The organism is Cupriavidus consociatus, assembly GCF_017814975.1.
GTDB lineage: Bacteria > Pseudomonadota > Gammaproteobacteria > Burkholderiales > Burkholderiaceae > Cupriavidus > Cupriavidus consociatus.
In genome coordinates this window covers 41,434-60,161 of record NZ_JAGIQA010000012.1, presented here as the reverse complement: position 1 = coordinate 60,161, position 18,728 = coordinate 41,434, and the positions used below count along the sequence as shown (strand labels likewise).

At 67.1% G+C, this 18,728-nt stretch carries 18 protein-coding genes and 1 tRNA gene; 9 read left to right on the top strand and 10 right to left on the bottom strand.

Going from position 1 to position 18,728, the window contains the following annotated elements; genetic code table 11:
- Window positions 1-79: 79 nt before the first annotated feature.
- From J8I82_RS17655 to J8I82_RS17640, 4 genes are all read right to left on the bottom strand, one after another.
- Window positions 80-1,621 carry a class I adenylate-forming enzyme family protein gene (locus tag J8I82_RS17655; protein ID WP_209759751.1) on the bottom strand — a complete coding sequence of 514 codons (1,542 nt, stop codon included), beginning with the start codon at window positions 1,619-1,621 and terminating at the stop codon, window positions 80-82.
- Window positions 1,618-2,871 carry an acyl-CoA dehydrogenase family protein gene (locus tag J8I82_RS17650; RefSeq protein WP_209759749.1) on the bottom strand — a complete coding sequence of 418 codons (1,254 nt, stop codon included), beginning with the start codon at window positions 2,869-2,871 and terminating at the stop codon, window positions 1,618-1,620. The genes J8I82_RS17655 and J8I82_RS17650 overlap by 4 nt, the downstream gene beginning before the upstream one ends.
- A gap of 80 nt (window positions 2,872-2,951) precedes the next feature.
- Window positions 2,952-3,770 carry an alpha/beta fold hydrolase gene (locus tag J8I82_RS17645; RefSeq protein ID WP_209759747.1) on the bottom strand — a complete coding sequence of 273 codons (819 nt, stop codon included), beginning with the start codon at window positions 3,768-3,770 and terminating at the stop codon, window positions 2,952-2,954.
- Window positions 3,767-4,837 carry a 2,5-dihydroxypyridine 5,6-dioxygenase NicX family protein gene (locus J8I82_RS17640; protein ID WP_209759745.1) on the bottom strand — a complete coding sequence of 357 codons (1,071 nt, stop codon included), beginning with the start codon at window positions 4,835-4,837 and terminating at the stop codon, window positions 3,767-3,769. Before J8I82_RS17640 ends, J8I82_RS17645 begins: the two co-directional genes overlap by 4 nt.
- Window positions 4,838-4,990: 153 nt before the next feature.
- Here J8I82_RS17640 and J8I82_RS17635 point away from each other — a divergent pair, with 153 nt between their 5' ends.
- Both J8I82_RS17635 and J8I82_RS17630 read left to right on the top strand, forming a co-directional pair.
- The gene (locus tag J8I82_RS17635; protein WP_209760027.1) at window positions 4,991-5,551 is read left to right on the top strand and encodes a flavin reductase family protein; all 561 of its coding nucleotides are present in this window, start codon (window positions 4,991-4,993) and stop codon (window positions 5,549-5,551) included.
- A 17-nt stretch (window positions 5,552-5,568) separates the two neighbouring features.
- Window positions 5,569-6,006, top strand: coding sequence for a MarR family winged helix-turn-helix transcriptional regulator (locus J8I82_RS17630; RefSeq protein ID WP_209759742.1), 438 nt, complete (start codon window positions 5,569-5,571; stop codon window positions 6,004-6,006).
- Here the strand turns inward: J8I82_RS17630 and J8I82_RS17625 are convergent.
- Window positions 6,003-6,488 carry an Lrp/AsnC family transcriptional regulator gene (locus tag J8I82_RS17625; protein ID WP_209759741.1) on the bottom strand — a complete coding sequence of 162 codons (486 nt, stop codon included), beginning with the start codon at window positions 6,486-6,488 and terminating at the stop codon, window positions 6,003-6,005. The two genes, J8I82_RS17630 and J8I82_RS17625, sit on opposite strands and share 4 nt — an antisense overlap.
- Window positions 6,489-6,636: 148 nt before the next feature.
- Between J8I82_RS17625 and kynB the strand changes: the two genes are divergently transcribed.
- Genes kynB through kynA form a run of 3 tightly spaced genes read left to right on the top strand, consistent with a single transcriptional unit; the run spans window position 6,637 to window position 9,515 of the window.
- A complete protein-coding gene (gene kynB / locus J8I82_RS17620) occupies window positions 6,637-7,287 on the top strand; it encodes an arylformamidase (RefSeq protein ID WP_209759739.1) in 651 nt (216 codons plus the stop codon).
- A 36-nt stretch (window positions 7,288-7,323) separates the two neighbouring features.
- Complete coding sequence (gene kynU / locus J8I82_RS17615) at window positions 7,324-8,580, top strand: kynureninase (protein WP_209759737.1); 1,257 nt, start codon at window positions 7,324-7,326, stop codon at window positions 8,578-8,580.
- Window positions 8,581-8,594: 14 nt separating this feature from the next.
- Entirely contained in the window at window positions 8,595-9,515 is a 921-nt protein-coding gene (kynA, locus tag J8I82_RS17610; protein ID WP_209759735.1) for a tryptophan 2,3-dioxygenase, read from the top strand.
- Between the two features lie 105 nt (window positions 9,516-9,620).
- Here kynA and J8I82_RS17605 read toward each other — a convergent pair whose 3' ends face one another.
- The gene (locus tag J8I82_RS17605; protein WP_209759733.1) at window positions 9,621-10,421 is read right to left on the bottom strand and encodes an IclR family transcriptional regulator; all 801 of its coding nucleotides are present in this window, start codon (window positions 10,419-10,421) and stop codon (window positions 9,621-9,623) included.
- Between the two features lie 222 nt (window positions 10,422-10,643).
- Between J8I82_RS17605 and J8I82_RS17600 the strand changes: the two genes are divergently transcribed.
- A complete protein-coding gene (locus J8I82_RS17600) occupies window positions 10,644-11,837 on the top strand; it encodes an acyl-CoA dehydrogenase (protein WP_209759731.1) in 1,194 nt (397 codons plus the stop codon).
- 168 nt (window positions 11,838-12,005) lie between these two features.
- Here J8I82_RS17600 and J8I82_RS17595 read toward each other — a convergent pair whose 3' ends face one another.
- Complete coding sequence (locus J8I82_RS17595) at window positions 12,006-12,647, bottom strand: peroxiredoxin (protein ID WP_209759729.1); 642 nt, start codon at window positions 12,645-12,647, stop codon at window positions 12,006-12,008.
- Between the two features lie 252 nt (window positions 12,648-12,899).
- On the opposite strand from J8I82_RS17595, the gene J8I82_RS17590 reads away from it, so the two are divergent.
- The 3 genes from J8I82_RS17590 to J8I82_RS17580 all read left to right on the top strand — a co-directional run bounded on the left by J8I82_RS17590 (window position 12,900) and on the right by J8I82_RS17580 (window position 14,300).
- Window positions 12,900-13,226: an ElaB/YgaM/YqjD family protein gene (locus J8I82_RS17590; protein WP_010813729.1), complete on the top strand. Its 327-nt coding sequence runs from the start codon at window positions 12,900-12,902 to the stop codon at window positions 13,224-13,226.
- 172 nt (window positions 13,227-13,398) lie between these two features.
- Window positions 13,399-13,779, top strand: coding sequence for a phage holin family protein (locus J8I82_RS17585; RefSeq protein WP_209759728.1), 381 nt, complete (start codon window positions 13,399-13,401; stop codon window positions 13,777-13,779).
- The gene (locus J8I82_RS17580) at window positions 13,776-14,300 is read left to right on the top strand and encodes a DUF3318 domain-containing protein (protein ID WP_209759726.1); all 525 of its coding nucleotides are present in this window, start codon (window positions 13,776-13,778) and stop codon (window positions 14,298-14,300) included. Before J8I82_RS17585 ends, J8I82_RS17580 begins: the two co-directional genes overlap by 4 nt.
- A gap of 15 nt (window positions 14,301-14,315) precedes the next feature.
- Here the strand turns inward: J8I82_RS17580 and J8I82_RS17575 are convergent, their stop codons facing one another.
- From J8I82_RS17575 to J8I82_RS17565, 3 genes are all read right to left on the bottom strand, one after another.
- Window positions 14,316-17,147 (bottom strand): EAL domain-containing protein, encoded by a 2,832-nt coding sequence (locus J8I82_RS17575; RefSeq protein WP_209759724.1) that lies wholly within the window; start codon window positions 17,145-17,147, stop codon window positions 14,316-14,318.
- Window positions 17,148-17,447: 300 nt separating this feature from the next.
- Window positions 17,448-17,523: transfer RNA gene (locus J8I82_RS17570), tRNA-Lys, on the bottom strand.
- A gap of 58 nt (window positions 17,524-17,581) precedes the next feature.
- The gene (locus J8I82_RS17565; RefSeq protein ID WP_209759722.1) at window positions 17,582-18,697 is read right to left on the bottom strand and encodes a YeeE/YedE family protein; all 1,116 of its coding nucleotides are present in this window, start codon (window positions 18,695-18,697) and stop codon (window positions 17,582-17,584) included.
- Window positions 18,698-18,728 lie beyond the last annotated feature (31 nt).

Genomic DNA, 18,728 nt, shown 5'->3' with positions numbered 1-18,728 from the left:
TTGGTTGTCCGGTGTCACGGACCTCAAGCATAAGCGCAGACGGGCGCGCGCGCATCGGCCATGCGGCCGGACTGCCGTGTCAGCCGGATTGGCGTTGCGATTCCAGCAGCGCCCGCAGCTGGGGCTTCATCACCTTGCCCAGCGCGCTGCGCGGCAGGTCATCGAGCAGCACCACCTCCCGCGGCAGCTTGAAGCGGGCGATACGGGCGGCCAGCGCCTCGCGTACTGGCGCCTGGGCCAGCGGCGCGCGGTCGGCGCCCGGCGCCGGCACGATCACCGCCACCGGCACCTCGCCCCAGCGCCCATCGGTTACCCCCACCACCGCGCACTCCTGCACCCCGGGCAGGCCGAGCAGCACGTTTTCAATCTCTGCCGGATAGATGTTTTCGCCGCCGGAAATGATCATGTCCTTGCTCCGGCCAACCACCTCGATGCAGCCGTCGGCATCGCGGTGGGCCAGGTCGCCGGAGCGGAACCAGCCGCCAGGCAGGCCATCGTCGGGCTCGTTCCAGTATCCGGCCATGACGTTGGCGCCCCGCACCCACAATTCGCCGACTTCGCCCTGCGCCACCTCGGCGCCATCGGGGCCAGCCAGCCGCACTGTCACCTCCGGCACCGGCCAGCCGGCATGGCCGGGCCGCGCCATGGCGTGTTCCAGCTTCAGCACCACCGACACCGGCCCGGTCTCGGTCGCGCCATAGACCTGGCCGAGCGGCACGCCACGCGCGTGGAACGCGTCGATATACGACCGGGGGATCGTCGAGGAACCGGCCATCACGCCGCGCAGCGTCGACAGGTCGGCGCCATCCCAGCCGGGATGCTCCAGCACCGCGCGCAGCGTGGCCGGCACCATCAGCGACAGGCTCGGGCGCGCTTGCGCGACCGACGCCAGCCACGCGCCGGGCGCGAAGCGGTCATGCAGCGTCACCTGCGCACCGGCCAGCAGCGCCGGCAGCGTCTGGATGCACAGGCCGCCGACATGGAACGCCGGCAACACCGACAGCACGTGGTCGGCCTGCGTCATGCCGTGCGCCCACCAGCTGGCCCGCGCATTGGCCAGCAGCCCGGCCTGGGTATGCACGGCGCCCTTGGGCTTGCCGGTGGTGCCCGAGGTATAGGCCAGCAACAGGGGCGCGTCGCCGGCAACGTGCGGAAAGCTGGCGACGGCCGGCGCCGGGTGGCCGATGATCCGTTCCAGATGCGCCAGCCGGCACAGGCCGTCGGCTGCTTCCAGCGCCAGCGCGGCATGCGCGTCATCGTGAAACAGCAGCGCCAGCCGCGCATGGCCGACGATGGCGCGCAGCTCGGCCGCGGCGAGCCGGTAGTTCAGCGGCACGAACATTGCCCCGACCCGCGCGCAGGCGAACAGCAGCACCAGCTGCAATTCATGGTTCAGGCACAGCGTGCCGACGCGGTCGCCCGGGCGGATGCTCCATGTCGCCACCAGGTGGGCGCTGGCGCGCTCCATGCGGCGCCACAGCTTGCCGTAGCTGAAGGTGCGGCCGAGGTAATGCAGCGCGAGCCGCTGCGGCGCCGCTTCGGCGTGCGCCCACAGCATGGCCGGCAGCGCGCCGAGTCCGGCGGCACCGGGACGCGAGGGCCCAAGGCGGGCGCCGCTCATTCGTCGCGCTCGCCGGATTCGTACAGCGTTTCGCGGCCCATGCGGTCCAGGATCAGCTCGGCGGTCCACGGCAGCATCAGCGCGCCGCAGCGCGAATCGCGGTACAGGCGCTCCAGCGGCAGGTCCTTGAGCATCGACTGCCCGCCGCAGGTACGGATCGCCAGCCGCGCGATATCGTTGGCGCCTTCCATCACGGTGTAGTGCGCGGCGTACAGGCGCAGGCGCTCGTCCTTGGACGGGTTGGGCCTGGCCTCGTGGATCACGCGCCAGAAGATCGAGCGCATGCTCTCCAGCTGGATGCGCATCTGCGCCACTGCGATCTGCTTGGTCGGGTACATGCGGCGCTTGACCGGCGGCTGGCCCGGCACCTCGCCGCGCAGGTACTGCACGGTGAAGTCATAGGCGGCCTGCGCCACGCCGAGATAGGTCGGCGACAGCGTGAAGAACATCGCTGGCCAGGTCTGCGCGGCGCGGTAGTAGACGCCGCGCGGCATCAGCTGCTCCTGGTCGGGCACGAACACGTCCTTGAGCAGCAGCGTGCGCGAGACCGTGCCGCGCATGCCCATCGGGTCCCATTCCCCGGTGACGGTGAGGCCGTCGGCCTTGCCCGGCACGGCGATATAGAGGGTATCGCGCATGTCGGGATGCTGGTCGCCGCGATCCTCGGTGCAGAGGATGCCGTAGTAGTCGGCGGCGCCAGACAGCGAGGCGAAGATCTTGCGGCCGTTCAGCACCCAGCCGCCTTCGACCTTGCGCGCGGTGGTGCCGAACGGCGCCTTGCCGGCGGCCGCGGCCGAGCCTTCGGAGAAAGGCTGCGCGTAGACCGCGCCGTCGCGCACCACGCGCGCGAAATGCAGGGCGCGGCGGGTCTCGTGCTCGGCGCGCTGTCCGGGCGTCATCTCGATGCCATCGGACAGCGTGCCGGTCCACATGGTCGAGCAGATATGCATGTTGTACGTCAGCGCCGTCGCGCCGCAGAAGCGGCCGATCTCGGCGCCCACCATGCAATAGGTGGCGAAGTCCGCGCCTTCGCCGCCGAACGCTTCCGGCACGCATAGCGCCAGCAGGCCGGTTTCGCGCAGATCATCGTAGTTGGCGAAAGGAAAGCTGGCTTCGCGGTCCCAGGTGGCGGCGCGCGCGGCGAAGCGTTCGCGGCCCAGGCGGTTGGCCAGCGCCAGCAGGCGCGCCTGGCGCGGGGTGAAATCCGCCGTACCGACGGCAGGAATGAAGTCGAGCTGGCCGGAAGGCATGTCGCGGTCTCCTTGGCGCCGGTCGATTTGACCCGGGCCGTTGATTCTGGTTTTCAGGGACTTCAGGACCGGCATGCGCGTCAGCGCACCGGGAAATGCCGCTGGAGGAAAGCGAGTACGGGAGCGTTGAAGGCCGCCGGCCGCTCCATGCAGGCCAGATGGCCGACATCGGGCAGGCAGTGGTATTCGGCGCCGGGGATGCGCTGCGCCATGCGCTGCATGACTTCGGGCGAGGCGTTGGTGTCGTGCTGGCCGGCCAGCGCCAGCACCGGCACGGCGATGTGCGGCAGTGCGTCGCGCAGGTTGAAGCGCACCAGCGCACCCAGCGCGGCGCGGTAGGTGGGCGCGGACACGGCCGCCATCACGCTCGTAGCGTTGGCCACCGCGGGCGCCTCGGCATCCGGCGCCACCATCGTGCGCACCAGTCCCACCGCCATCTCGGCCATGGTCTTGCCAGCGTCCAGCGGCGCGGTGCGCGCGGCGACGAACTCGCGCTGCCACGGCCCGTCGCCCTTGCCGAATGCGGGCGAGGTGCCGGACAGCACCATGCCGTCCACCAGCGCCGGCGTGGCGGCATACGCCTGCTGCGCCACCATGCCGCCCATGCTGTGGCCGAGCAGCACCACGCGCCGGCCGGCTTCTCGCTCGGCCTGCAGCAGCGGCGCCAGCGCGCGTGCCAGGCCGTCGAAGTCATAGGGATCGATCATGGCGCTGTCGCCATAGCCGGGCATGTCCCACGCCAGCGCGCGGTAGCCCGCCTGCGCCAGCGCTTCGCCCTGCGCCGGCCACGCGGCCTTGCCGCCGCCGATGCCGTGCAGCATCACCACTGCCACCGGGCCCTCGCCCCACTCCAGCGTGGCGATGCCATTGGGGTGCTTATGGAGGGTGGGCACGCTCATGCCGGCACCTCCACCAGCTGGCCTGCCTCGACTTCATTGCGGCCGTCGAGCGAGACCGTGCAGTTGCGCAGCGGCAGGTCGAAATGGCCCAGCGTGTGACGGTCCGCGACCTCGTTGGCGCCCGTGGAGAACAGGAAGTTGCCGCCGAACGCGCGCAGCTCGGTGCCGTTGCAGTCGCGCTTGTCGTAGAAGGCGAGCGCGTCCCAGCGCGCCGCCCGGTTCAGGCCCCAGCCGACGTGCGAGACCGCGTAGGCGTCGCGCGTGCCCTCGCGATCGGCCCAGGCCTGGTAATAGCCGCGCATCATGTCGGCGTCGACGCCCTGCCCTTCGACGGCGACGATGTAGTCGTCCTCGATATGGCAGACCACGGTGTCGCGCAGGTAAGTCTTGAAGGTCAGGTTGACGTCGCCCGGTGCCAGCACCAGCGTGCCGTTGACCTGGCGGCTTGCCGGGAACGCCAGGCACAGCCCACCCGGCCAGTGCGAGACCTGTCCCGGCTTGTTGCAGAAGCCCCAGACGCCGCCCACGCGGGCGTCGGCCAGGCCGATGCGCAACTCGGTGCCCGCGGCGGAATGCACGCGCATTTCCTTCGCGCCGCGCAGGCGCTTCATCGCGGCGCGCACCGTGCCTTCCAGCGCCGGGTCGGGCTGGCAGCGTTCGAGGATCTCCGGGTGTTCGTTGCTGACCATCAGCATGCGCGGCAGCACGCCGTCGGCGCCGCGCAGGATCAGCGGCAACTCGGGGGCGTGCAGCAGGCCTTCGACGGTGCAGTCGAGCACCAGGTGGCAGCGGGACAGCGCGGCGACGACCGGAGCGAGGTTTTGCAGCGCATCGCTGGCGCCCGTCGAGCGCACCGGAGCCGGCGCACTGAGTGCCGGCGTCGGCACCTGGATCCGTACTGGCGTGGCGCCCAGCGACTGCACCGCCAGCTCGGCCAAGGCCACGTTGACAGGGCGGGATTGCGACTCCGTTACAATTCCAACGACTTCCGCGCCCTGCAGGGCACAGAGTTCCAGGGTGCGGCGGAATGCCGCCAGCCAGCGGTGTTCGATCTGCTCGATGAGCATGTCTTGCCTCCTGCTTGTTATCGTGGCGGCATGCGCCGCGCTGTTTTTTGCGCCTCGACCGGCACCGCTGCAGGGCGGCGTGCCAGCGGACTTGGTTGAAGTCCCTGGCGCGAATAATATATATGAAATTTCATGAACTCCAGTGGAGCCCCCATGGGCATGCCTGAGGCCCAGCCACGGATCACCAAGGTTGCCGCCGCACCGGACTTCGATGCGCAGCACTTCCGCCGCACGCTGTCGCAATTCGCGACCGGCGTGACGGTGATCACCACGCGCGCCAGCGCCGAATCGGTCGCGGCCGGCGCGCCGCCGTTCATCGGCATCACCGCCAGTTCGTTCAACTCGGTGTCGCTGGATCCGCCGCTGGTGCTGTGGAGCATGGCCACGCGCGCCAATAGCCTGCCGATGTTCCGCGACGGCACCCACTACATCATCAATGTGCTGTCGGCATCGCAACTGGACCTGTGCCAGCGCTTCGCCACGCTGAAGGGCGATCGCTTCGCGGGCGTCGACTACCGACTGTCGGCCACCGGCCTGCCGATCCTGGCCAACGCGCTGGCGTGGTTCGAATGCCATAACCGCAGCCGCTACGACGAGGGCGACCATGTGATCTTCGTCGGCGAGGTCGAGCGCTGCGGCGTGCTCGACGGCCCCGACGGCCCGCTGGTATTCCAGGGCGGCCAGTTCTCCACCACGAGCCCGCTCGAACCCTGAGCGCCTGCGGCCCGATCATGGCGGACCAGCCTTTCGTCGACGGCTACCTGGCCTACCTTCTGGCCCGCGCCAGCCATCTGATTTCCGGGGAATTCCACCGCGAGGTCGAGGCCCGCGGGCTGTCCGTGCCGGAATGGCGCGTACTGGCGACGCTGGCCGACCGCGCCGACTGCACCATCGGCGCGCTGGCCGAAATCACGCTCACCAAGCAGCCCACGCTGACCAAGCTGGTCGACCGCATGGCCGCCGAGGGGCTGGTCAGGCGTACCGCCGGCACCACCGACCGCCGCCATGCGCTGATCTCGATCACGCCGCACGGGCTGGCGCTGGCCCAACCGCTGCTGGAGCGCGCCGCGCAGCATGAGCGCGCGGTGCTGAACGATTTCGGCCCCGATCAAGGGGCGCAGCTCAAGGAAACGCTGCGGCAGTTGATCGCGCTGCACACGCAGCGCTAGGTGCCTTCCCCTGCCGCCTTCAGGATTGCCAGCGGCGAGCTGTCGGTCTTGATCCGCTGCAGCACGATGTTCGAGCGGATATCCATCACGCCCTTGGTGCGGTACAGCCGGTTCACGATGAAGTCCGAGTAGTGCTTCAGGTTGCGCGCCTGCACGCGCAGGATGTAGTTGCTGTCGCCGGTGATGATGTAGGCGGACAGCACTTCGGGCCAGGACTGCACCGCGGCGATAAAAGTGTCGTGCCAGCCTTCCACGTCGTGGCGCATCGACACCTGCACGATGGCCTCCAGCTCCAGCCCGAGCTGCTCGGCATCGAACCAGGCGCGGTAGCCGCCGATCACCCCCGACTCTTCCAGCAGCCGCACGCGGCGCAGGCATGCCGAAGGAGAAAGCGCCACCCGGTCGGCAAGGTCCTGGTTGCTGATGCGGCCGTTCTCCTGCAGGCACGCGAGAATGCGCAAATCGATGGGATCGAGGGTCATTCGAATTTCCTGCGATGAATGGTTGGATATTCGAATTTTATGCGAAAGATGACGTGCCGGACCGCTCATTTCGCAAGCCTCTTCCCGGGGAATTTGTCTAATATGCCGACATCGAGGCAGACAAAAGACGGCACCGCCGCCCCATTCCATGACCGCCCCCAGACAAGACCCGCGCCGGCTGTGGGACATCAGCCCGCCGCTGTCACCGGCCACCCCGGTGTGGCCCGGCGATACACCGTTCCAGCAAGCGTCCGCGTGGCAGATGGACGAACACTGCCCGGTGAATGTCGGCCGCATCACGCTGTCGCCGCACACCGGCGCCCACGCCGACGCGCCGCTGCACTACGCCGCCGATGGCGCACCGATCGGCGACGTGCCGCTGGCCCCCTACCTCGGCACCTGCCGGGTGATCCATTGCATCGGCGCAGCGCCGGTGGTGGAGCCCCGCCATATCGGACACGCGCTGCTGGACCTGCCGCCGCGCGTGCTGCTGCGCACCTACCGGCAGGCGCCGCTGGCGCAATGGGATCCCGCTTTCTGCGCCGTCGCCGCCGACACCATCGCGCTGCTCGCATCGCACGGGGTGCAACTAGTCGGCATCGACACCCCTTCCCTCGATCCGCAGGAATCCAAGACCATGGACGCGCACCGCGCCGTGCGCCGGCATGGGCTGGCAATCCTGGAAGGCATCGTGCTGGACGACGTCGCCGAAGGCGACTACGAACTGATCGCGCTGCCGCTGCGCCTTGCCGGGCTCGATGCCAGCCCGGTGCGCGCCGTGCTGCGCAGCCTGGACTGAACGCCTCGGAATTTCACCGCAAACCCATATCAAGACATGACGACCATTGACCGCGAGCACTGTCTACGGCTCGACCAGCAAGACCCGCTGCGCCTCCTGCGCGAGCAGTTCGCCCTGCCCGAGGGCGTGATCTACCTCGACGGCAACTCGCTCGGCGCCCGCCCGCGCGCCGCCGCCGCGCGCGCCGCCCAGGTGGTGGCCGAGGAATGGGGCGATGGCCTGATCCGCAGCTGGAACACCGCCGGCTGGTTCGAACTGCCGCAGCGGCTGGGCAACAAGCTCGCCCCGCTGGTCGGCGCCGGCGAGAATGAAGTGGTGGTGACCGACACCACCTCGATCAACCTGTTCAAGGTGCTCGCCGCCGCGTTGCGCGTGCAGCAGACGCGCGATCCGGCGCGCAAGGTGATCGTCTCAGAATCCAGCAACTTCCCGACCGACCTCTATATCGCCCAGGGCCTGGCCGACCTGCTGCAGCAGGGCTACTCGCTGCGCCTGGTCGACTCGCCGGCCGAGATCGACGCCGCCGTCGGCGCCGATACCGCGGTGCTGATGCTGACGCACGTCAACTACAAGAGCGGCGAGATGCTCGACATGGCCGCGCTCACCGAACTGGCCCATGCCCGCGGCGCGCTGACCGTGTGGGACCTGTGCCACTCGGCCGGCGCCGTGCCGGTCAACCTGAAGGCATCCGGCGCCGACTACGCCATCGGCTGCACCTACAAGTACCTGAACGGCGGCCCGGGCTCGCCCGCGTTCGTGTGGGTCGCGCCGGCGCTGCGCGATGCGTTCTGGCAGCCGCTGTCAGGCTGGTGGGGCCATGCCGCGCCGTTCGCGATGGAGCCGCAGTACCGCCCGGTCGAAGGCGTACGCCGCTTCCTGTGCGGCACGCAGCCGGTCACGTCGCTGGCGATGGTCGAATGCGGGCTGGACATCTATGCCCAGACCAGCATGCAAGTGCTGCGCGCCAAGTCGCTGCTTCTGACCGACCTCTTTATCGAACTGGTGGAAGCACGCTGCGGCCAGCATCCGCTTACCCTGGTCACGCCGCGCGAGCACGCGCGCCGCGGCAGCCAGGTCAGCTGGGAGCATCCGGAAGGCTATGCAGTGGTGCAGGCCCTGATCGAGCGCGGCGTCATCGGCGACTACCGCGAGCCACGCATCGCGCGCTTCGGCTTCACGCCGCTGTACACCAGCTTCACCGAAGTCTGGGATGCGGTGGAAATCCTGCGCGATGTGCTGGACAGCGGCACGTATCGCGATGCGCGCTTCCAGGTGCGCGGCCAGGTGACCTGATCGGGAGTTCCATCATGAGTGAAATCAAGGGATGCCCTTTCTCGGGCGCGGCGAGCGTATCGCAAACAGCATCGCAAACGGCATCGCAAACGGCATCGCAAACGGCATCGCAGGGCGAAGGCTGGCATGGCGCGCAGATGGATTTCGCCAAGGACATGAGCTATGGCGATTATCTGGGCCTGGACCAGATCCTGAGCGCGCAGCACCCGCTGTCGCCGGACCATAACGAGATGCTGTTTATCGTGCAGCACCAGACCACCGAGCTGTGGATGAAGCTGATGCTGCATGAGCTGCGCGCGGCGCGGGAATCGGTCAAGACCGACAGCTTGCCGCCGGCATTCAAGATGCTGACGCGCGTATCGCGGATCATGGACCAGCTGGTGCAGGCGTGGAACGTGCTGGCGACGATGACACCGCCGGAGTATTCGGCGATGCGGCCTTACCTCGGGATGTCATCTGGCTTCCAGTCGTACCAGTATCGGGAAATCGAATTCATCCTCGGCAACAAGAACGCGGCCATGTTGAAGCCGCATGCGCATCGGGCCGAGCATCTGGCGCTGGTGGAGACAGCTCTGAAAACTCCGTCTCTTTATGATGAAGCGATCCGGCTGATGGCGCGGCGTGGTTTTGCCATTGATGCGGACTGCGTCGAGCGCGACTGGACGCAGCCTACAGCCTACAACGCTTCCGTTGAGGCGGCCTGGCTGGAGGTCTATCGCAATCCTTCCGCGCATTGGGAACTGTATGAACTTGGCGAGAAGTTCGTCGACCTGGAGGATTCGTTCCGGCAATGGCGGTTCCGGCATGTGACTACGGTTGAGCGCGTGATCGGGTTCAAGCGTGGCACTGGCGGCACCGAGGGCGTCGGCTATTTGCGGAAGATGCTGGATGTGGTGTTGTTTCCGGAGCTTTGGAAGTTGAGGACGGATCTTTGAAGCCCGTCCCTGCCCGCCTGTTTGCTCCCCTCTCCCGCTTGCGGGAGAGGGGCTGAGGGTGAGGGCCGGCGCCACCACGAAGTAGAGCCAGTCGTCGGGCCGCCCTCAAACCCCATTTGACAACCTCCCAGCCAGCGCCACCAGCGCCGGCGCCAGCGTCCGGTGGAAAACCTCTTCCTCCACCGCGCCATAAGAAGCACTGCAACTCAACATATGCAGATCCTTCTCCCCGACGGGCCGGAACGCCACCGCGCAAGCATGAATCGCCGGATGCCAATCCCGGAATGACGACGCATAGCCCCGCTGCTGCGCATCGGCCAGCGCTACCCGCATCGCCTCTTCCTGCTGCTTCCATTGTTCCGGGAACGCCTGGCTGAACTCGGCCAGCACCCGATCCCGTCGCGGCGCAGGCAGCGCAGCCAGATAGGCCCGTCCCATCGAACTGGACACCAGCGACAGCCGCGATCCCACCCCCAGGCCCAGCATCACGCCAGCGTCATTGCGGATCGATTCGAGGTAAATCACCTCCATCCGCTCACGCTTGCCAAGCGATACCGACACGCCGTACGACTGCGCGAACGCCAGCATATGCGGCCGCGCCAGCGTCACCACGTCGGAAGCCGACAGGTACGCGTATCCCAGCGCCAGCACCCCGGCATCGAGCGCGTACTTGCCCAGGCTTTCGTCATAGCGCAGGTAACCCAGCTGCACCAGCGTGCCGGCCAGCCGGCTGACCGTGGCTTTGGGAAATCCGGTGCGACGCACGAAATCCTGATTGCCAAGCATCGCTTCGCCGGTACGAAAACAGCGCAGCAGTTCGAGCCCGCGCGCCAGCGCGGTGACAAAATTGGGATCGCTCTCCCGCACAGGCGTCGGTGCGCCGTTCGAAAGTGACGGACTGTTCAAGATGTGCTCCTCTCAGGTCTGCGGTTGTCCGCTCATCGCACAAGGCATAGGTGGCTTGGGGTTTTGCCTGTTGCATGGCAGACCCGTTGCGATATACTAATTCAACGGAACACAGTTCCGCAATGCGGAACCAAAAAATCCTCCGCCAACGATCACCGAACCACACTCCGGAAGCACCCGCGCCAGACGCCCGCTTCCGCCGCGCCACCGAAGGAGACCTGCATGGCTGCCAACGCCGAATTCCACTGGGCCGATCCCCTGCTGCTCGACCAGCAACTGACCGCCGACGAACGCGCCGTGCGTGACGCCTCCGCGGCGTACTGCCAGGACAAGCTGATGCCGCGCGTGCTGCAGTCGTTCCGCAACGAGAAGACCGACGTCGAGATCTTTCGCGAGATGGGTGAACTGGGCCTGCTCGGCCCGACCATCCCCGAGCAATACGGCGGCCCCGGCCTGAACTACGTCAGCTATGGCCTGATCGCCCGTGAAGTGGAGCGCGTCGATTCGGGCTACCGCTCGATGATGAGCGTGCAGTCGTCGCTGGTGATGGTGCCGATCTATGAATTCGGCACCGAAGCGCAGAAGCAAAAATACCTGCCCAAGCTGGCCACCGGCGAATGGATCGGCTGCTTCGGCCTGACCGAGCCGAACCACGGCTCCGACCCGGGCTCGATGGTGACCCGCGCCAAGAAGGTCGACGGCGGCTACGAGCTGACCGGCGCCAAGATGTGGATCACCAACTCGCCGATCGCCGACGTGTTCGTGGTGTGGGCCAAGCTGGCGGGCGAAGACGGCAAGGAAGACATCCGCGGCTTCATCCTCGAAAAGGGCTGGAAGGGCCTGAGCGCGCCGGCCATCCACGGCAAGGTCGGCCTGCGTACGTCGATCACCGGCGAAATCGTCCTCGATCAGGTCTTCGTGCCGGAAGAAAACATCATGCCGGGCGTGAAGGGCCTGAAGGGCCCGTTCACCTGCCTGAACTCGGCCCGCTACGGCATCGCCTGGGGCGCGCTGGGCGCCGCCGAGTTCTGCTGGCACACCGCCCGCCAGTACACGCTGGACCGCAAGCAGTTCGGCCGCCCGCTGGCCCAGACGCAGCTGGTGCAGAAAAAGCTGGCCGACATGCAGACGGAGATCACGCTGGGCCTGCAAGGCTGCCTGCGCCTGGGCCGCATGAAGGACGAAGGCACCGCCGCGGTGGAAATCACCTCGATCATGAAGCGCAATTCGTGTGGCAAGTCGCTGGACATCGCCCGCGTGGCCCGCGACATGCTCGGCGGCAACGGCATCTCGGATGAATTCGGCGTGATCCGCCACGTGGTGAACCTGGAAGTGGTCAACACCTACGAAGGCACGCACGACATCCACGCGCTGATCCTGGGCCGCGCGCAGACCGGCCTCCAGGCATTCTTCTGAAGCCTCCGGAACCACGCCCTGACGGACAGGAACTCCTGAAATGAAAAAAGCCCGGCTGCAGAGCCGGGCCAAGCACACTACCAAGGAGACGGCGAGGCTGCCCCCGTCGATAAAACACCTGTTCCGGACGCCGGCCCCGCAATATGCGGGGCCGCGTTCATTTGGCCGTCATGCCTTGTCGGGTTGCGGCGTCAGCCGCAGGTACGGCCGCACGGCCGTGTAGCCCTTCGGGAATTTCTCGCGGATCACGGCCTCGTCCTTCAGCGAGGGCACGATCACCACATCGTCGCCGTGCTGCCAGTTGCCGGGCGTGGCCACACTATGGCTGTCGGTCAGCTGCAGCGAGTCGATGACGCGCAGGATCTCGTTGAAATTGCGCCCCGTGCTGGCCGGGTAGGTGATGATCAGGCGCACCTTCTTCTTCGGATCGATGATGAACAGCGAGCGCACCGTCAGGGTCTCGCTGGCGTTCGGATGGATCATGTCGTACAGCTGCGAGACCTTGCGGTCGCCGTCGGCCAGGATCGGGAAATTGACCGTGGTCGACTGGGTCTCGTTGATGTCGCGGATCCAGCCGTGGTGCGATTCCACGCCATCGACCGACAGTGCGATCGCCTTCACGCCGCGACGCGCGAACTCGTCCTTCAGCTTTGCCGTCAGGCCCAGTTCGGTGGTGCACACCGGCGTGTAGTCGGCCGGGTGCGAGAACAGCACGCCCCAGCCGTCACCGAGCCACTCGTGGAAGCGGATGCGGCCTTCACTCGAATCCTGCTCGAAGTCCGGGGCGATATCGCCGAGACGCAATGCCATGTTCAGATTCTCCTGATTTCGAAGTGGAACCAGAGTATCCCGATTGATATCCAACCCAAACGAATATAAAGTCACTACAAAATCACTCGTAGTCATATAGACATTTTCTGACAGTCTTTTCGCGCGCTTTCGGGCATGCTGGCAATGGCCTCGCCGATACAGGCGATGAGGCGCGTGGCCTTGAAACCACCGTCGCTCGCCACATATGCTAAGTATCAGACAGACAATGCCGTTAGCCTCGGAGCGTAGAAAATGTCAGAATCCGCACAAACCGAACCAACCGCCCGCAAACAGGAGAAACTGATGAGCGATGTCAAGACCGTACTGTCCGACGCCGAGGAGCTGCTGAAGCAAGCCGCTTCGACCACCGGCGAAAAAGCCGCCGAACTGCGCGAGCGCGGCATGGGTCTGCTCAAGCAAGCCAAGGAAAAAGCCCAGGACCTGCAGGATGCCGTCGTGACCAAGAGCAAGGCGGCAGCTCGTGCCACCGACGACTACGTGCACGACCACCCGTGGCGCGCCGTGGGCGTGGCGGCTGGCGTGGGCCTGCTGATCGGTCTGCTGCTGAACCGCAAGTAAGCGGCTGTAGTCCCGGTGCGGCGCCAGGCGTCGCACCAGAGCGGCAACCCGCGCGAGGCACGGGTTGCCAGAGGCCCGGGGGCCCGCACAGCGGCGCCCGGCCCCGTCCGCAGAAAGGCACGCACGGCCATGCCGGCGTGCCGCTTTCACGCCGGAGCCGCCGAGCGAATCCATGAGCGAATCCACCCCTTCTCCCAAATTGCTGGAATCCGTGCGCAACCTCCTCAACTCGCTGGTTGCCATGGTCCAGACCCGCCTGGAGCTTGCCAGCGTCGAATTCGCCGAGGAACGCACGCGCCTGATGAAGGTCGCCCTGCTGGCCTGCTTCGGGCTGGTGTTCTTCGGCATTGCGCTGGTCACCTTTACCGCGCTCGTCGCCATCCTGTTCTGGAACAGCTACGGCTGGCAGGCGCTGGGCGTGCTGGTGGTCGTCTACCTGCTGCTGTGCGCCGGCTGCCTCGCGTACGCACGCAACCTGGTGCGCAACGCCCCGCCGATGTTCGAGGCCACGCTCGCCGAAATCGACAAAGACCGGGAGATCCTGCGCCGATGACCACCCTGGAACCCGAAGAAGGCGCGACCGAGCGCAACCGCCGCGAGCACGCGCGGCCCGTCCGCTTCACGCAGGAAGTCCGTTTGCCGCTGGAGGTGCGCAAGGAACTGCTGCTCACGCGCGCGGCGCTGGAACGCCACGACTGCCTGCAGGCGCTGCACCAGGTACGCGGCGGCGCGCGCCGGCTGGGAAACTTTGCCAGCTGGCTGCCGCGCATTGCGCGGCCCGGCTCGCTGATGAAGGTCGCGGGCGTCACCAAGGACTACCCGCTGCTGAGCACCGCCGTCACGCTGGCGCTGCCGCTGCTTCGGCGCACGCCGCTACTGCGCTGGACCTGGAAGCTGTCCAAGGTCGGCCTGGCGGCCGGCGCGGCGTACTGGGTCTACAACACCTGGCGTGACGCCAAACGGCAGGCGATCCCTCCTGCCACCGCACCTGCCACCATGCCGGACACCACCGGCGCGGCTACGCCAGACGCGCCTCCCGTCGATACCGGCTTCCGCGACCCGCTCGTTCGCTGAACCGCGCGCTTGCGCTCAGGCCGTCCGCGCCGCCGCGGCCGGCACCATTGCGGCCAGGCCGGACGGGGCGAACGGCTGCGGCAGGCCGATATGGAAACCCTGCACCGCGTCGACGCCGAGTTCGCGCAGCCGCTCCAGCATGGCCTCGCTCTCGACGAATTCGGCGATGGTTTTCATGCCCATGGCCTGGCCAATGCGCTGGATCACCTCCACCATCACCAGGTTGACCGGATCGGCCAGCATCTCGCGCACGAAGCTGCCGTCGATCTTCAGGTACGCCGCCGGCAAGTGCTTCAGGTAGGTAAACGACGACATGCCTGCGCCGAAATCATCCAGCGCGAAACTGCAGCCGAGCTGCTGCAACTGCTGGATGAATGATCCCGCCTGCGCGAGGTTGGCGATCGCCGCCGTTTCCGTGATCTCGAAGCAGATGCCGTCCAGCGCGATGCCGGCGCACTGCGCCTGCTCGCGCACAAACTCGGGGAAGTGGATATCCGCCAGCGACGAGCCCGACAGGTTGATGGCGCAGGTGGCGATCTCCCCCTGGCGGCCCGCCAGCGCGCGGAAGGCGGTCTCGACCACCCAGCGGTCGATCATCGGCATCAGGTTGTAGCGCTCGCATGCCGGCACGAACGCCATCGGCGGCACCAGCCGGCCGCGCTCGTCCAGCATGCGCAGCAGCAGTTCGATATGGCGCCCTGGGGCCCGCGCCTCGGCGTCCGGCTGCGCCGGCACGATCTCCTGCGCGTACAGGCAGAAGCGCCCCGCCGCCAGCGCGTCGTGCACGCGGCTGACCCATTCCATCTCACCGTGCCGTGCCTGAACCACATTGTCCCGGGGATGGTAGACCTGCACGCGGTTGCGCCCGCCCTCCTTGGCCACGTAGCAGGCCGCGTCGGCCGCGCTGAGCGCTTCGGCGACGCTGCCGGTCTGGGCATCCAGCAAGATCAGGCCGATGCTCACGCCCAGCGCGAAGGTGCGCTGCCGGTGCGCGAAGCGGAAGCAGGCAATGGCGTGCCGCAGGGCCTCTGCCACGCGCTCGCCGTCGCTGGTGGCGCAATGCTCGAGCAGCACGCCGAACTCATCGCCGCCAAGGCGCGCCAGCGTATCGCTACGGCGCAGCTGGCTGCGCATGACCTCGGCCATCTGGCGGATCAGCTCGTCGCCGGCGGCATGGCCGCAGGTGTCGTTGACCACCTTGAACTGGTCGAGGTCCAGGTACATCAGCATATGGGAGACACCTTGCGCATGCGCCCGCGTGATCGCGGCGTCGACGCGGCGCTCGAACTCGGCGCGGTTGACCAGCCCGGTCAGGCTGTCGTGGCTGGCCTCGTAGGCCAGCCGCGTGGCATGCGCGCGTTCCTGGCTGACATCGTGCAGCACCACCACCACGCCGATCGCGTGCGCGGCACGGTCGCGGATCAGTGCCACCGAGGGCTTGACCGCGAGCGCCTGGCCGGAATACCCCGATGCAGCGCGCTGCACCAGTTGTGCCGACTGGCTGTGCCAACGCTGCCTGAGCGCGAGCGTGACGATATCGGACAGCGGCGCCAGGCTGTCCTCGTCGCGCAGCATGCACACCTTGCCCAGCGGCTGCCCGAGGGCATCGGCCTCGCGCCAGCCGGTCAGCACCTCGGCAGCGGGATTGAGCGACTGCACGCGACCCCACACGTCGGTGGTCACCACCGCGTCGCCGATTGCCTGCAGCGTGACCTGGGCACGCTCCTTTTCCGCAAACAGCTGGGCTTCGTAACGCTTGTTGTCCGAGATATCCGTCAGCGAGCCTGCCATGCGCGATCGCCGCCGCGCGGCGGCGCGGACCAGCCGGCCGCGTGCGCGCACCCACAGGTAGCCGCCGTCGCGCTTGCGCAGCCGGAACTCGGTGTCATACGGCTCGCCGCTGCGCAGATGCCAAGCTAGCTTGGATTCGAAGGCTTCAATGTCCGACGGATGCAGCAGGCCGAGCACGGTCTCACGCGCATGCGGCAACTCGCTTGCGCCGTAGCCCAGCATCTGTGCGCATCGCGGGGAAAAATACAGCTCGCCGCTGCCGAGATGCCAGTCCCACAGGCCGTCGTTGCTGCCCTCCACCGCCAGCTGCAGTTGCTCTTCGCGCTGGGACAGCGCCTCGCGCAGCCGCCGCTCGCGCCGCAGCGGGCCGTGCGACAGCAGGATCGCCGACATCAGCAGCAAGGTTGCCGCCACCGCGCTGCCGGTGGTCAACAGCCTCGTCACCCGGCGCGACGCCTGTCCAAGGTGTTCCGAAAACGCACGTTCCAGAGGGGTCAGCCGCGCATCGATCTGCGCGATCCGGCGCAGCACGGGCGCGACGCAATCGTCGTCGCAACCGGGCCGGTCGACCAAACGGCGCAGTGCGAGCGCCTGCTCGTGCAACGCGGCGATCTCTTCGTCGCCGGCGGCCCACACGCGGATCGCGGCATCGACCTCGTGGATATGGCGGAAATTGCGGTAAAGCCGGACCATCCGCGGGATGTCTTCCGGGTGGTTGCCGCCTGCGAGCAGCCCTTCGCGCACGCGTTCCAGGTCCGGCTCGTCGCGGTCGAGCTCCAGCCGGGCGCGATGATCGCCGAGCGGAATCGCAATGGCGGCCAGATAGGCGGTGAAATCCGCAGGATTGCGGTCTTCGCCGTAGCGCAACAGATGCAGCACCGCATTCTTCTGGCCCTTGGACCACTGGCTCTCGCCGGCGACGAACGCGCGCGCGGCCGACAACAGGTCAAGGCTGGCGATGCTGAACAACGCCAGTGCGACCACAACCGGAACGAACGGCCAGATGAGGCGCAGCACGTGGCCACTGGCCGGTAACGATTCACCCGCTTGCCGCATATGGAATCCTGCCGGTGGTGGCCCGGCTCAATTCATTCTGTGTCTCCCGCCGCGCCTGCCATGGCCGGTCCGCTGCTCATTCTCATGTGGATAAGACAACAAGTCTCTAACTCGATCTGGTTAAACCAATGATTTCGCGGGCTTTTTGCGCTGGAATCTGCACGCCGGCGGCTGCGGCGGCATCGCCTGGGGTGTGCGCAACGCGAGGAGACGGAGACCGCATCCCCTGGAGGATGCGTTTCGCGACCTGAAAACGACGAAGGCCTGCGCATTGCGCAGGCCTTCGTGTACTTCGAATGCTGGTGGGTCGTGCGTGACTCGAACACGCGACCAACGGATTAAAAGTCCGCTGCTCTACCGACTGAGCTAACGACCCGAAAAAACAGAACCGCGATTATAGTGACACAGTTTCCGGACTGTCAAGCGTTCGTCATTCACACCATGCGTTCCAGCCGCCACATCTGGTAGCGGAACGCCAGCACCGCACCCAGAAGGATGCCGGCCAGCGCGATAAAGGACCCGATTGCCAGCGTCGACACGCCCGACAGGCCCTGCCCCACCGTGCAGCCCAGCGCGGTCACGCCGCCCGCCCCCATCAGGATACCGCCGACCATATGGTTGGCCACGTCCTCGGCATTGCCGAAGCCTTCCCAGCGGAACGTGCGCGTGGCCAGCGCATAGACCGCCGCGCCGGCGATTACGCCGAACACGCTGACGATGCCGATGGTCAGCACCTTGCTCTTGTCGCTGAACATCATCAGCCAGTCGAGCGTATAGGCGTAAGGCGCGACGAAGCTCAGGCTTTCCATGCGGCCCGAGTTGGTCGACACGAACAGTTCTTCGAGCGTATTCGGATCCTCGGCGACGTAGCCCAGTTGGCCGGACACGTACCACATCGCCACGATGATCAGGCCCACGCCAACGCCGCCGAGCAGGTTGTCGAACGAGCGGAAGCCGCGGCCCGCGAGCGCCCACACCACCAGCACGCCGCCCAGCAGCAGCCCCAGCCCAAGCTGCAACGCGCCACGCGCCACGCCGGTTCCTTGCGCCAGCACCGACGGCAGGTCCTGCGTGGTCTGCAGCGTGACCGCCACCGCGTCGACGGTATTGACGCGCACCACGCCGAACAGGCCGCGCAGCGTCATATACGCCGACAGCCCCAGGAACACGAACACCACCAGCGACTTCAGGTTGCCGGCGCCGATGCGCACCAGCGTCTTGCTGCCGCAGCCCGATGCCAGCACCATGCCGAAGCCGAACATCAGCCCGCCCGCCAGCGCCGACAGCCAGCCCAGCTTGCTGGCGGTGTAGATGGTCTTGGTCGGATCGACCACGCCAGTCCAGGCCAGCACGCCGGTGCCGATCATGGCCACGCCAATCGCCAGGCCCCACATGCGCGCACGGGTCCAGTCGCCCATGTTGACCACGTCGGAGACCGCGCCCATGGTGCAGAAGTGCGTGCGCTGCAGCACCGCGCCGAACAGGAAGGTCAGGACGAACGTGCTCAGCAGCACGGTGCGCGAGAGCGCGGCAAGGTCAATTTCAGGCATGTCGTTGGGAGGAGACGGCTTCTGGCGGCGT

Excerpts from the sequence above, each read along its gene's own strand:
- J8I82_RS17655 (WP_209759751.1), bottom strand. The coding sequence starts at position 1,621 with ATGAGCGGCGCCCGCCTTGGGCCCTCGCGTCCCGGTGCCGCCGGACTC.
- J8I82_RS17650 (WP_209759749.1), bottom strand. The coding sequence starts at position 2,871 with ATGCCTTCCGGCCAGCTCGACTTCATTCCTGCCGTCGGTACGGCGGAT.
- J8I82_RS17645 (WP_209759747.1), bottom strand. The coding sequence starts at position 3,770 with ATGAGCGTGCCCACCCTCCATAAGCACCCCAATGGCATCGCCACGCTG.
- J8I82_RS17640 (WP_209759745.1), bottom strand. The coding sequence starts at position 4,837 with ATGCTCATCGAGCAGATCGAACACCGCTGGCTGGCGGCATTCCGCCGC.
- J8I82_RS17635 (WP_209760027.1), top strand. The coding sequence starts at position 4,991 with ATGGGCATGCCTGAGGCCCAGCCACGGATCACCAAGGTTGCCGCCGCA.
- J8I82_RS17630 (WP_209759742.1), top strand. The coding sequence starts at position 5,569 with ATGGCGGACCAGCCTTTCGTCGACGGCTACCTGGCCTACCTTCTGGCC.
- J8I82_RS17625 (WP_209759741.1), bottom strand. The coding sequence starts at position 6,488 with ATGACCCTCGATCCCATCGATTTGCGCATTCTCGCGTGCCTGCAGGAG.
- kynB (WP_209759739.1), top strand. The coding sequence starts at position 6,637 with ATGACCGCCCCCAGACAAGACCCGCGCCGGCTGTGGGACATCAGCCCG.
- kynU (WP_209759737.1), top strand. The coding sequence starts at position 7,324 with ATGACGACCATTGACCGCGAGCACTGTCTACGGCTCGACCAGCAAGAC.
- kynA (WP_209759735.1), top strand. The coding sequence starts at position 8,595 with ATGAGTGAAATCAAGGGATGCCCTTTCTCGGGCGCGGCGAGCGTATCG.
- J8I82_RS17600 (WP_209759731.1), top strand. The coding sequence starts at position 10,644 with ATGGCTGCCAACGCCGAATTCCACTGGGCCGATCCCCTGCTGCTCGAC.
- J8I82_RS17595 (WP_209759729.1), bottom strand. The coding sequence starts at position 12,647 with ATGGCATTGCGTCTCGGCGATATCGCCCCGGACTTCGAGCAGGATTCG.
- J8I82_RS17590 (WP_010813729.1), top strand. The coding sequence starts at position 12,900 with ATGTCAGAATCCGCACAAACCGAACCAACCGCCCGCAAACAGGAGAAA.
- J8I82_RS17585 (WP_209759728.1), top strand. The coding sequence starts at position 13,399 with ATGAGCGAATCCACCCCTTCTCCCAAATTGCTGGAATCCGTGCGCAAC.
- J8I82_RS17580 (WP_209759726.1), top strand. The coding sequence starts at position 13,776 with ATGACCACCCTGGAACCCGAAGAAGGCGCGACCGAGCGCAACCGCCGC.
- J8I82_RS17575 (WP_209759724.1), bottom strand. The coding sequence starts at position 17,147 with ATGCGGCAAGCGGGTGAATCGTTACCGGCCAGTGGCCACGTGCTGCGC.
- J8I82_RS17565 (WP_209759722.1), bottom strand. The coding sequence starts at position 18,697 with ATGCCTGAAATTGACCTTGCCGCGCTCTCGCGCACCGTGCTGCTGAGC.